This is a genomic window from Collinsella sp. AF25-2LB (genome assembly GCF_003458415.1).
Classification (GTDB): Bacteria; Actinomycetota; Coriobacteriia; order Coriobacteriales; family Coriobacteriaceae; genus Collinsella.
On record NZ_QRUF01000001.1, the window covers coordinates 258,567 to 271,384 of the forward strand.

General features: G+C 59.5%; 10 protein-coding genes. 6 read left to right on the forward strand and 4 right to left on the reverse strand.

Going from position 1 to position 12,818, the window contains the following annotated elements; translation table 11 throughout:
- Positions 1-37: 37 nt before the first annotated feature.
- Both DWY51_RS01130 and DWY51_RS01135 read left to right on the forward strand, forming a co-directional pair.
- Entirely contained in the window at positions 38-1,705 is a 1,668-nt protein-coding gene (locus tag DWY51_RS01130; protein ID WP_117769535.1) for a formate--tetrahydrofolate ligase, read from the forward strand.
- A gap of 180 nt (positions 1,706-1,885) precedes the next feature.
- Positions 1,886-2,893, forward strand: coding sequence for a hypothetical protein (locus tag DWY51_RS01135; RefSeq protein WP_117769537.1), 1,008 nt, complete (start codon positions 1,886-1,888; stop codon positions 2,891-2,893).
- 12 nt (positions 2,894-2,905) lie between these two features.
- Here the strand turns inward: DWY51_RS01135 and DWY51_RS01140 are convergent, their stop codons facing one another.
- On the reverse strand, positions 2,906-4,087 hold the full coding sequence (locus tag DWY51_RS01140; RefSeq protein WP_117769539.1) for a cation diffusion facilitator family transporter: 1,182 nt from the start codon (positions 4,085-4,087) through the stop codon (positions 2,906-2,908).
- A gap of 218 nt (positions 4,088-4,305) precedes the next feature.
- Between DWY51_RS01140 and DWY51_RS01145 the strand changes: the two genes are divergently transcribed.
- Positions 4,306-5,643, forward strand: a complete 1,338-nt coding sequence (locus DWY51_RS01145; protein ID WP_117769541.1) for a hypothetical protein — start codon at positions 4,306-4,308, stop codon at positions 5,641-5,643.
- 724 nt (positions 5,644-6,367) lie between these two features.
- Here DWY51_RS01145 and DWY51_RS09430 read toward each other — a convergent pair.
- A complete protein-coding gene (locus DWY51_RS09430; RefSeq protein WP_117848843.1) occupies positions 6,368-6,640 on the reverse strand; it encodes a helix-turn-helix domain-containing protein in 273 nt (90 codons plus the stop codon).
- Between the two features lie 254 nt (positions 6,641-6,894).
- On the opposite strand from DWY51_RS09430, the gene DWY51_RS01150 reads away from it, so the two are divergent.
- Entirely contained in the window at positions 6,895-7,164 is a 270-nt protein-coding gene (locus DWY51_RS01150) for a hypothetical protein (RefSeq protein ID WP_117769543.1), read from the forward strand.
- 95 nt (positions 7,165-7,259) lie between these two features.
- On the opposite strand, the gene DWY51_RS01155 is transcribed toward DWY51_RS01150, so the two are convergent.
- The gene (locus DWY51_RS01155) at positions 7,260-9,749 is read right to left on the reverse strand and encodes a phosphatidylinositol-specific phospholipase C (protein ID WP_117769545.1); all 2,490 of its coding nucleotides are present in this window, start codon (positions 9,747-9,749) and stop codon (positions 7,260-7,262) included.
- Between the two features lie 305 nt (positions 9,750-10,054).
- A complete protein-coding gene (locus DWY51_RS01160; protein WP_117769547.1) occupies positions 10,055-10,648 on the reverse strand; it encodes a hypothetical protein in 594 nt (197 codons plus the stop codon).
- A 463-nt stretch (positions 10,649-11,111) separates the two neighbouring features.
- On the opposite strand from DWY51_RS01160, the gene DWY51_RS01165 reads away from it, so the two are divergent.
- Together DWY51_RS01165 and DWY51_RS01170 are read left to right on the forward strand one after the other, a co-directional pair.
- The gene (locus DWY51_RS01165; RefSeq protein ID WP_158556881.1) at positions 11,112-11,744 is read left to right on the forward strand and encodes a cyclodeaminase/cyclohydrolase family protein; all 633 of its coding nucleotides are present in this window, start codon (positions 11,112-11,114) and stop codon (positions 11,742-11,744) included.
- Between the two features lie 2 nt (positions 11,745-11,746).
- Positions 11,747-12,601, forward strand: a complete 855-nt coding sequence (locus DWY51_RS01170; protein ID WP_117769551.1) for a bifunctional 5,10-methylenetetrahydrofolate dehydrogenase/5,10-methenyltetrahydrofolate cyclohydrolase — start codon at positions 11,747-11,749, stop codon at positions 12,599-12,601.
- The last annotated feature ends 217 nt before the right edge of the window (positions 12,602-12,818 follow it).

Consider the following 12,818-nt stretch of genomic DNA (forward strand, 5'->3'; position numbering starts at 1 on the left):
TTGGTCTTTTTCTCATTCGGTAACGAAAGGACCGCCCATGCCTACTGACATCGAAATCGCACGTTCTGTCACGCCACTGCCTATTACCGAGGTGGCCAAGAACGCCGGCGTCGACGTTAAGCACCTTATTCCGTACGGCTTCGACAAGGCTAAGGTCGACTATTCACTGCTCAACGAGCCGACTGATCACCAGGCCAAGCTCGTCCTCGTGACCGCTATCAACCCAACGCCCGCGGGCGAGGGCAAGACCACCACGACCATCGGTCTGGCCGACGGCCTGCGTCGTCGCGGCGTCAAGAGTGCCGTTGCCCTGCGCGAGCCTTCGCTCGGCCCCGTCTTTGGCGTTAAGGGCGGTGCTGCCGGCGGCGGCTGGGCTCAGGTCATCCCCATGGAGGATATCAACCTGCACTTTACCGGCGACTTCCACGCTATCGGTGCCGCCAATAACCTGCTGGCCGCCATGCTTGATAACCACATCCAGCAGGGCAATCAGCTCGGTATTGACGTTAAACGCATCACTTGGAAGCGCGTCGTCGATATGAACGACCGTCAGCTGCGCCACGTCATCGACGGCATTGGCGGTAAGGCCCAGGGCGTGCCGCGCGAGGACGGCTTCGATATCACCGTCGCCTCCGAGGTCATGGCAATCCTGTGCCTGTCCACGAGCATCAACGATCTTAAGGAGCGCTTGGGCGAGATCGTTGTCGGCTACAGCTATGCCGGCGAGCCCGTCCGTGCCCGCGACCTCAAGGCCCAGGGTGCCATGGCCGCGTTGCTTAAAGACGCGCTCAAGCCCAATCTGGTGCAAACGCTCGAGGGCACGCCCGCGTTTGTCCACGGCGGTCCCTTCGCCAACATTGCTCACGGCTGCAACTCTATCATGGCCACGCGTATGGCGATGCGCTTTGGCGATGTTGCCATTACCGAGGCCGGCTTTGGCGCCGACCTGGGTGCCGAGAAGTTCCTCGATATCAAGTGCCGCATGACGGGCGTTCGCCCCAGCGCCGTCGTGATCGTCGCTACCGCTCGTGCGCTTAAGTACAACGGTGGCGTCGCCAAGGCCGATCTCAACGAGGAGAACCTCGAGGCACTCAAGGCTGGCATGCCCAACCTGTTGCGTCACGTCGACAACATCCAGAACGTATATGGTCTGCCCTGCGTGGTCGCCATCAATCGCTTCCCGACGGACACCGAGGCCGAGCTTGCTCTCATCGAGTCCGAGTGCCAGAAGCTCGGCGTCAACGTTAAGCTTTCCGAGGTCTGGGCCAAGGGCGGCGAGGGCGCGCTCGAGCTTGCCGATGAGGTCATGCGTCTGATTGAGCAGCCGAGCGAGCTCAAGTTTGCCTATGAGGACGGCGCTGATGTCGCTGATGCCCTCGAGGCCGTTGCCACCAAGGTCTACCGCGCCGACGGCGTTGACTTTACGCCGGCCGCCAAGCGCCAGCTCGCCGAGCTGCGCGAGAATGGCTTTGGCAACCTGCCGGTGTGCGTCGCCAAGACGCAGTACAGCTTTAGCGACAACGCCAAGGCCCTGGGCGCTCCCGAGAACTTCCGCATCACCGTGCGTGAGCTCAAGGTTTCTGCCGGCGCCCACTTTGTGGTCGCGCTGACCGGCAGTGTTCTGACCATGCCTGGTCTGCCCAAGGTGCCCGCGGCCGAAAACATCGACGTCGACAACGACGGCGACATCACCGGCCTGTTCTAAGCCTGCTGTCCATAGCTGCTAGCCCGCCCCGTCGCGCCTACCAAGGCTCGGCGGGGCTTTTTGATCCTTAGGCACGCGCATGTCTTGTAGATACCGGCGGGCTTTGCCCATCATAGGCTTTTGCGCGGGTAGAATGCATGGATAACTTGATGCTTGCAGGCGACGGAAAGGAAACGTTGCATGGACCAGGACAAGACGACCGTGATGGGCGGCTACGGTTCCGCGCAGGCTGGCGATAGCGCCGATGCGACTCGCGTTGTTTCCAACCCCGGTTATACCGACCCCGCCGCGACGCAGACGTCTGCCGAACCCACACGGGTTATAGGCTACGGCGATACACCACGGGATCCGTTTGATTATGCACCGCAGGACCCGTATGACAATGCGGCGCCGGACCCGTATGGCAATGCGGCGCCGGACCCGTATGGCAATGCGGCGACAGATGCTTATAACAACCTGCCGCATAATCCCATTCCGCAGCCTCAGCAGACGACGTATATGCCGCGTACGGCGCAGGTCCAGTCTCGTTATGAGTCGCGCGATCCGCATGCGTGCCAGCCGTATCGCGAGTATCCCAAATCGATTCCGCAGTATGGTGAGGACGAGGAGAAGGCACCGTCGCGTTCGTCGAGCGTGATCAAGAAAATCCTGATTGTGCTGGCGATCTTCTTTGCCTTGTCGATCGTGTTCGCCATCGTGTCGGGCATGCTCAACAAGCGGGGCGCCACGACCGATGCCACGACCGAGCAGGCCGAGACCACCCAGTCTGCTGCCGTCGACCTGAGCGATATCCCGGGACAGTACTGGTCCAACGCCAAGAAGCTCCTCAAGTCGCGCGGAGCCGACCTTTCGAACGCCGTGATTCTGACCGACGATGGCTCAACGCCCGTCATCGATTCCAACTGGGTTGTTACGAATGCCTACTATAACGACAACGGCAACCTGGAGATTCAGCTCACGCACAAGAACAGCTATGGCAACTCGTCCGGCGGCCAAAGCGGTACCGACAGCTCGAGCTCCAATACGCTGGAGGACTTGAGCAACAAGGCGCAGGAGTTGGGAGATAAGGCGCAAGAGCTGGGCGATACGGCACAAAACCTGGGTGATACTGCTCAGAATCTGGGCGATATGGCTACCAATGCCTGGGACGCTCTGCAAAACGGCATTTCGGGCGCACAGGGTAACTAGCTGTTAAGCGGGCTACAGCTGCTCTGCCGGACGGTCGGGCGAGCTAAAGCCCGAGTCAAACGTAACGACGCATGATGCATCGGGCCGGCGCTCGTGCACGATGCGCGTGACGAGCTCCAGTAGCTCTTCGTCGGATATGTCAAAGCCGTCGGGACGCACCAGGTCAAACGAAACAAAGCCGTCGTGCTCGTGCAGGTCGTGGATGGAAAGCGCAGGGTCGATCTGCGCTACGCCGCGCTTTACCCAGCCGCGCAGGTCGTCACCGGTTGTTGCAATGGGGTCGCAGTGCAGCGTAATGCCAATGCCCATCTGGCGTTTGATGTCGTGTTCGATGGTGTCCAGAATCTCGTGGTGCTCAAAGGCATCGCCCTCGCCGGGCATTTCCACGTGTGCGCTGGCAAACTGACGGCCGGGGCCGTAGTCATGCACCATGAGGTCGTGCGTGCCTAGAACCTGGGGGTATGACATGATCCTGTCGCGGATTTCCTGGACGAGCTTGGGGTCGGGCGCTTGCCCCAACAGCGGGCTGATGGCGTCGCGCACCAGGCCCATGCCGCTGATGCAAATGAAGATGCCCACGCCCAGGCCTGCCCAGCCGTCGAGATCAAAGCCGGTCGCTTGCGAAATAAGCGCCGCCGCCAAGACCGAGCCCGAGGTGATGACGTCATTCTTGGAGTCCTGCGCCGTGGCGATGAGCGTTTCGGAATCGATGCGGTTACCCAGCGTGCGGTTGAACGCGGCCATCCAGAGCTTTACGAGCATGGACGTAGCCAGTGCCGCAAGGGAAATGAACGTGTAAGCGGTGGGGGAAGGCTTGATGATCTTGGTGACCGACTCGAGGATCAGATTGATGCCGACGGCGCAAACCAGGACGGCGACGAACAGGCCGGCTAGGTACTCATAGCGACCGTGGCCATAGGGGTGGCCTTCGTCTGCCGGGCGGCTGGCAAGGCGGAACCCGAGCAGACTCACGATGTTGCTCGAGGCATCGGAGAGGTTGTTGAAAGCGTCGGCGATGAGGGAGACGGAGCCGGCGAGCAGGCCCGCGATGCCCTTGGCCAGGCACAGGGTGATGTTGAGGCCAATGCAGACGAGGCTTGCGGAAAAGCCCGCGTTGGTGCGGCAAGATGCATCGACCGGCTCGCTCTCGCTGCCGGGAACAAGCGTATGTACCAGCCGATTTACAAATAGCATAGCGGTCGTCCTCACAATCATGTTTAAGGGGATAGTGTAGCTCGCACGGGGGCGCCGTGCGCCGATGCTCAGAAAATGCAGCAATAGTCTGCCGGTGCTAACGAGCGAGCCTTCTCGTCTGCCTGGGTGGTCCATTTTGGGCCACATGGGTATGGGCATGTGCCTGCTTGCTCGACATACTTAATGTCGACAGCCCCTGTGCAAAGGAGGACGTTTCCATGGACGAGATGTTTGCCATTAAATGTCAAAACTGCGGCGGCCCTATGTACTCGCACCAGGCTAAGCGCAGCTTTGAGTGCGCCTATTGCGGCACGGTGGTTCCGTGGCAGGCGGACGCCGGAGAGCCCAAGAGCGCTTTGGGTATTCGCCATACGCCGTTGACGGTGGTGGATGGACTGCTCAAACTCACGCATGTGTCGCAACTCGAGCGCCCACAGGACCCGGACTGGTATTTCTTCAATGCGCACTGGCGCAATCAGTCGGTCCTGGAACATCTGCTGTGGGAGGATCGCGGCACGGCGCAGGAGTTCCAAGAGGCCACGCATGTGAGCATTCCTTGCCCCTTCTGCGGAGCGTCCTTTGAGGGCGAGTCAGCGCAGCGTGTGTTTGAGTGCCCGTCCTGCGGCAATAAGATCGGCATTGCGGACCTGCTCAAGCCGGGGACGTTTAGCAAGCGCCTGACCATGGGCGTTGGTGCGGAGTATGTGCCCGAGCAGGGTATTCCCTGCGAAATCTCGCCGCAGCAGGCACGTGCCAACGCGCTGCAGCTGGTGCGCCAGTATCCGGATGCCTTTGCCGGGCACGACGTGGAAGACGCGATCCAAAACGACATGATGCTCTTCTATTTCCCCATGGCGCTGGCGGACTTGCGCATGATGGCGAGCTTCCCGGGCAAGGGCCTGAGCAAGGAGGCCTTGGTGTACTACGAGGTGCTCGACTGGGCATACCCCAGGGCAAACTACCTGGACGTTCGCCTCATGGGCATTTTGGAGCCGTGGGACTTTGCCAAGGTCGGTCCGTTCGATCCCGCCATGCAGGAAGGTGACTTTCGCGTTGTCTCAGTCGATGCGTCTACCAAGGACCAGGTGGTCATTGATAAGTTGGCGCTCGACGTTGCGGGCAACGACGCCGAGGCTGTACTGGGGCTCAATAAAAAGAGCATTCGCATGTGGGCGCGCAAGGCCCGCAAACATAAGGACGGCCTGGTGATGGTGCCGGTCTACTTTGTCGATCGTCCGGCGACAGACGGCCGCGATGGCGAGCAGGTGCGCATTGCCGTAAACGGCCAGACGGGCCGCGCGGCCGCGGTGGTGTTTAGCGACAAGCGCGAAACGCATATCGTGGCGTCGCTCAGCCCGAGCCTGCATCTGTCCGGTGAGAGCACCGTGCACGCCACGCCCGTCGAGGTCAAATACGTTAAATCGCCCTTCCTGTACCAGATCGTGCGCCGTGGAGGCGGCGAGCAACCGCGCCAGGTTGCAGCGGTTGCCGAGGGTTCTTACCGAGAGGAAAAGCCCAAACGCAAGGGCTTGTTCGCTGCGATCTTTGGGAAGTAGGGGAGTAGCGCCGGTTGTTGCCGTAACGTGATGGCCGGGGGTGCGGGGCGGCTCTCAGGAGTGCGGGCTGCTGTCTGATTGTTTGAGGGTGCCAGATGTAAATAAACAGTGGAGCGGCTGCAAAAGAGCTGCCTCACTGGGTAAAATCAGGTTGTGCCGCGGAACCCGCTCCTCAGCGCTTAAACTTCGGAGACGCGGGCAACGCAGGTATTATCGTCTAGGGCCGGCTGCAACCGGCCCTTTTCTATGACTCCCTTCGCTATCCGTTACTGCTTATATTCCCGCCAGATCGCGTAGAGGTTCCGGGCAATGCCGGTCGCGTACATCGAGAGGCGCAGGATTTCAAGAAACAAGTTCATAGGCTTCACCCCAATCGGAGATCGGAGCGTTGCCCGCAGGCGGATTCCGCGGCAGACAAGATTTTACCCTATACGCCGCAGCGGGGGATATCTGACCCCAGTGTTAGAGTGGTGTCCATTTGCATGGATGACCGGGCATGATCGCGACATGTCCTGGAGTTGAAATGCCGCTGGGGATACGAGGGGGAGCCGGGGTCGGATGTTGGGGCTCAACGAAGCAAGTGGCGCTTCTGTCTTTTTGGGATCGGGGATGCGAATCAGCCTGCAGCAATGGGCCCAGCTCGATTCGGGGCGCAGTGAGTCCCGAATCGAGCGTTCCTGGCTGCCATGCATGTCAGGTGATGAAAGCCCACAGCGGCATCGCCTTACACGGCAACGGGGGCCTCTTTGGGGCGTCCCACCCTTGGTGCATCGGCGAGTCGTGCCTCGATGGAGGCTTTGGACATCATGTGCTTGGTGCCATCCTTCCATGAATCCAGCAGTCCTGCATTTAGCAGTTGTGACACCCGTGCTGAGCTAACACCGAGCATACGCGCGGCATCCACTGCGGTGACGGCGGGAATGTCGCCGAGTTCGCGGTTGACGGCTACAGCGATAATCTTGCCGCCGTGTCGCGGCTCATGTCCGAAGTCTGGCACGGGAAGTTCAATGCCGTCCGAATCAAAGAACTCGAATTCCCATACGTAAACCAGGTAAGACCTCCTCTAATGGCGAATAATACGAGGCGTGCTCCTAGAATATTCCGGTCGCATCGATGCAGCTGAGCATACCTATCTTAAAGCCTCGCGCGGACACGAATTGCTGTGCTGTCTGACATCATCGCATGGGGCCTTGCGGTGGTTAAAATGTGACCATAGAGGCAGTTTTAGCGAACCCCGCGGGAGTGACGCGTATGGACAACAACACGCTGCTGTTCCAGGACAAAGGTTCGGGTAGGTTTAAAGACGTCAAGATCTACCTTAACCGCATCGAGGTGCTCAAGAAGGGCACTTTTGGTGGCAAGCACACCGAGATTGTTTATCTTAAGGACATTACGGGGGTCAGCAGGATCAAGGGCCGCGACGTTTTCCTACGTAACAGGCTGTTGACTGCCTGTGTCTTTAGTCTGAGCAGCCGCTCCCAAGCTCAGGAGTTCGTGAATGCGCTGAACATGGTGATGTAGCCGATAACGGTGTTCGGGCTAAGGTAAAAATCGGGGCGCAGAACGGTATTCTGCGCCCCCCCAATTGAGTCGATGTGTCTAAAAGGCGGGCTTGCCTATTCGCTGTCGTCCCCAACGTTTTCGCGGTCATTGGCAAGCATCGCCGCGCCGGCGACCGTTGTCGCCACGGCGGCGGCAGCGAGCCCGGCGGCAACGCCAGAGCCGTCGCCCGTGTCGGCGAGTTTTCCGGTCGAGCCCTTGCTCTTGTTGCCGCCGCCGTTCTTGTCGGCGCCGTCTGCGTTGGAACCCGTGCCGCTACCGGTGCCGCCTGCACTGCCCGAGGCCGCTACGGTAAAGCTTGCGGCTCCATCGCTGGCGAGCGTGTAGTTTTGCGCCGCGTCGCCCAACAGACCTTTCGCACGCACCCAATACGTCCCCGCGGCAAATGCCTCGCCCTCGGCCATTGCCGTGCCCGGAGCGCCGTCCGCGTCGTGCACAAACTCGAGCTGGGCGGTGCAGGCGTCGGTTTCGAGCTTGCCCTCGAGTGATGCCGCAATCTTGGCGCGCACGTCTTCGCCGGCCTTAAGGCCTTCGAGTCCCTCAAAATGGGGCGTCAGCGCGAGCGGATCGATATCGATGGGCACAGAGCCCTGCAGCCCCGTAACGGTCTCGTTGCCCAGGGCGTCGACATCCACGTATTCAATGGCAAACGCATGGCCCGAAGCTGTCGCGTTGAGCGCGTTGCTGCTGTCGGCAAGGCGGAAATGACCCTCGCCAACGGTCTTGCCATCCTGGAATGAGGCATCGCTCAGCGAGTCGCCGTACGTCATGCGCATGCGGGTCGGGAGATAGTACGGGAGATAGTACGAAGCCGTCTGCTTGTGCTCCGTATCGTAATTGCGCTGATAGATGCTCCGGGCCAGCGCCGCATCAACAAAGTCGGATGCGATGATGCCAATGTGCTTGAGGTAATCTGACTTTGTATCCTCGATGCCGCTGGGATTGATGTACGGGCTCTTATACAGATGCTCGTTGACTACTCGTGCCGAGGTAAAAGGATTGCCTCCGTGCGACAAGCCCGTGCAGCTGGTGTAGTTGATAGACCAGCAACGCTCCAGGACTTTCTCCTTGGCCCCGTTATCGTCCTCGACATCTACCTCGTTGCGCGTGCGCCCGGACGTTTCCTTCAGCGCATTATCGACCCAGCTGAGCTTGTCGGTTCCCGTGAGTTTGTACTTGTCCTGGGCGTATACCTTGGTGCAATAGGGCTCTTTATCGCCTGTTTCCCCCGCGGCTTCAAAGCCCCGCGCGTCTTGGACGAGACACATAGTGGCGCTGTCGGAGTGAGCCTTGATCTTGTCATCCCATTCGGTAAGGTCGAGGCCCCACGTGTGGCCGCTTACACTGTTGCCGGCGAGCCTAAATCGACGCAGCAGAACGATCTTTCCGCGCACCTCGTGTAGCGTGGGGATTCGGCTCGACGTATAGAACAGTTTGGGGTTGTCGTCCAAAACCTTGGCGAAAGCCGTCGTAACACTTTCGTCGGTAGCCTCGTCGTTGCCTCGTGATACAAGCATGATGAGCGCTTCTGTCGGGTTTTCGTTCAAAAACGTTTTAAAGTACCCGATGACATCGGAGAGATGCAGATAGTCCCCGTCTTTTTTGAATAGGTAGAAATCCCCGTGGCAGATGCCAGGGTTGTCGCCCTTTCCGAGCCGGATATCAAAATAGCGAATGCCTTCGAGCAACTGCGTGGGAATGTAATCCTGCTGGCATTTTACTTGCGAGGATTGGGGCTCGGTGTCGTTGTCCACGCTACAGGTGCCCGAATCGTGCGTACCCGGGATGCTCAGCTCGTCGAGGAACTTGTTGTCGTCGACGTATTTCATCCAACATGGCCCATCGACGTAGCTGCTGTACGTGATCCAGTCGAGGCTGCTAACCGTGGCATCGTTCTTTTTCATGTCGTAACCGATAAGTTCGAGCTCCCACGGAATGCTCTTACTCTTATGGCAGATCTTATTGTTGTCCTGGTCTTCGCCGTTCGATTCTATTGCCAGGTACTTAATGTCTTTTTTCTCGGTTTCTTTCTCGACCGTGCGGTCTCGGATGATATAGGTTCCGTTTGATTGCCGCTCGAACGCAAAAGCGCGGCTGGGCTTGTTGTCATACTCGCCGCTCCATACGTGGATGACCTTTCCGTCTTTGTCCGAGTCGCCATCGACCGACCAAATGCTGTAGCCCGTCTTTTTATGCTCTTCGAAATTGAGCAAGGTGCGGATAGCATACCAGTTTGTATCGTCATTCTTGGTCGTTACGTTCTCAAGGATGAGCTTGCTGGACGTGCCGTCATTAAACAGATGGCAGACGTTGCCGATGACGTTGCCGTCTTCGTTAACGCTTGCGGTACGAAAATAGCCCGCGGGGCGAAGGCGAATGACGAAATTGTCGAGGCTGACTGCTGGCCCGGCCGTGCTGTCCGCAAAGGCTGCCCGCGGGCTAATGCCCAGCATGGCGGTTTCGGGCAGGCTTGCAAGTGGCGACAACGCCGCGAGTCCAAGGCCCAACGTAAATGCTCGGCGGCTGATGGCGCGGTGTTCGGTCATAACTTCTCCATTCGTAGAGTGCGGTTATGCGATAGTTTTGGTCACTATACTGCTCAGATGTTTAAAGATGCTGGTTTAATTGTCTGCGCGGCGCAATAAATCGGCGGGCGGACGTGTTGGGGTGCTTGTCGTTTTCGTACTGTTGCTACATTTGGAGCGGTTCCGGCGTCCGGCATCCTCGCGTTCGTTGGCTACCGGCATAAGAAAGGGAGGGTCGGTTTACCGGCCCTCCCTGGGTACGAAGCTCTGGGGTACCGTCGCTTGTTTGCACTGCGCCTGTGTTTCCCGCTGCACTCGCCAGTCGCTTAACGCTTGATCTCGATATCGTCGAGCTTGACGTCCATGGCCTCGGTCTTGGCCTCGGCGATGTCGTCGGCAAACTCCAGAGACTTCATCATGGTCTCGACGGCGTCCTTGTGTTCCTCGACGTTGTCGATGCGCACATACACACTGCCACCGTCAACGTCGGTGAAGTGCTCGGTCGTCACGCCGCCCGAGTGCGTAAAGTAGGCACTGCGCCAGGTCTTGCCGTTGTACTTAACGGGATCGCTCTCGGTCCATCCGGAGTTGGCCTTCCACTTTGCCTCGTAGTCGAACAGCTCGTCGGCGTTCTTGTCAGGATCGAAGACGGGGATGAAGCGGTCGCTGGCGTGCTCGCTCTCGGTGAACTTAAACTGGGCCCTATCGGCCGTGTCGCCTGCGACGTCGGTGATCTCGACGCCCTCGGGGACCTCGACCTTAAACCAAATGAAATCGGTCCTCATATCCACGGCTGGCTTTTCTGCTCCGCCGCCACCGCCGCTTCCGGTAGCGCCGCCGCTGCCACCGCAGCCCACTAGGGAGACTGCGGCTAAGAGGCTTATGCAGAGGGTGAGAATCGCAAAGGCCTTCTTTTTCATGGTCGTGTCCTCCTCGATCTGTAACCGCCCATGGATTACCTGCCTTTACTGTACGCGCGAGCGGCTCGTTCTGGTGGGCCATGTGTCCCATTCTGGGGGCTGGAATTGCGCCGACAAGTGGCAATATACGCGGGTCCAAAAGAGGGGAGGGCCGATGCTGTCGGCCCTCCCCGGGGTTGGGTGCCCGTTGTTTTAAAAGGGGCGCGTGTACGCGGGCGTTGCCCCAACAGGTTCCTTGTTTATAGATATGCCCCAGTTTGTGACGTCCGGAAGTCTCGAAAGGTGGGCCATGTGTCCCATGCTTGCGTTGTCGACGCCTATCGCGTGCCATAGAAATCCGCGATGGCCAGATGCGCTGACGCTCGCGTACTTATGGGCTAGACTTAGCACCATTACGTGATCGATGCGGTCGGCCGGCGTCGGCCGCCCGACCGATATATATGACTTGAAGGTGCGTGTGCGTATGAGCCAAGAGATGATGGATAAAACCTGTCGCGGTTTTGCCGAGGCGCTGGCCGCGCGCGAGCCGGTTCCCGGTGGTGGCAGCGCGAGCGCTTTTGTGGGCGCGCTGGGCGCCTCGCTTTGCGGGATGGTCGCTCGTTATGGGGCAACTAATCCCGCGCTTGCCGATCGCGCAGACGATCTGACGCGCGCATTTGCCCAGGCAGACGAGTTGGTGCAGGAGCTTGTGGGCCTGGTTGCCGAGGATGTTCGTGCATACGGCCAGGTATCTGCGGCATACGGTATTCCTCGTGATGATCCGGCTCGACCTGCGGCGATTCAGGATGCGCTGCGCGTGGCTGCCATGCCTCCGTATCGGATCATGGACGCCTGCGGGCGCGCGCTGGCGCTGCTCGAGGTCATGGCGGACAAGGGCTCCCGACAGCTGCTGTCCGACGTGGCGTGCGGTGCCGTATTCTGCCGCGCCGCCATGCAGGGCGCGAGCCTGACGCTCTTTGCGAACACCACATCTATGAAGGATCGCGCTCGTGCTGAGGAGCTCGAGACGGCGTGTGATGAGTTGCTCGACACATGGTTGCCGCGCGCCGATGCGCTGGCGCGCCGCGCCGCCGACGCTGCAAGGAAGAGAGGATAGCCATGGCTGAACTGCTGAAGGGTGCTCCCGTCGCTCGCGCTTTGACTGAGGAACTTGCTGCTCGCTGCGCAGCCCTGCGCGAGCGGGGCGTTGTTCCGACGTTGGCTATCGTGCGTGTGGGTGAACGCGAGGACGACCTATCCTACGAGCGCGGTGCGCTCAGGCGCTGCGAGAAGGTTGGCATTGAAGCTCGCCGCGTTTTGCTTCCCGCCGATGTTTCGCAGGACGAGCTGTTGGCGGCCATCGAGGACATCAATTCCGACCCCGCTGTTCATGGCTGCCTGATGTTCCGCCCGCTGCCCGCCGGCCTTGACGAGGACGCGGTTGCCTCGGCACTCGATCCCGCCAAGGACGTTGACTCCATGACGCCGGCTTCGCTGCTCACCACGCTTTCGGGGCGCGGCGAGGGTTTTGCCCCCTGCACAGCCGAAGCCGTGCTTGCTTTGCTGGATCATTACGGCGTTGAGCTGGATGGAGCTAAGGTTGCTGTGGTCGGTCGGTCTCTGGTGATTGGCCGTCCCGTTGCCGCCATGCTTACGGCGAGCAATGCGACCGTGACGACGTGCCATACGCATACGCACGACCTTGCTGCCGAGTGCCGTGCTGCCGACATTGTGGTTGCCGCCGTTGGACGCGCACGTACGATTGGCGTGGATGCGGTTCGCGAGGGCCAGACGATCATCGATGTTGGCATTAATTGGGACGAGGCCGCTGGCAAGCTGGTGGGTGACGTCGATTCTGATGCTGCGGAGCCGGTCGTTAACGCCATCACGCCCGTGCCGGGCGGCGTGGGCGCTGTGACGACGGCGATCCTCGCCAAACACGTGATCGAAGCGGCCGAGCGCGCATCGAAATAGGCGTTTTGGGCTGTTTGAGGGGTTAGTTCTATACCCCGTGGACAAAAAATGCCAAATATGAGTACTGTTGCCAAGATAGTCACATATATTTTAGGTCAAATAGGCTCTCTAACGATATTTATTATCGATAGAGAGCTTATTTTATTGGACCTATGAGGAATTACATCATCTAATTTGGTAGCGCGCAGAGATGTGGTGTAAGAGGCGGGGAATGCCC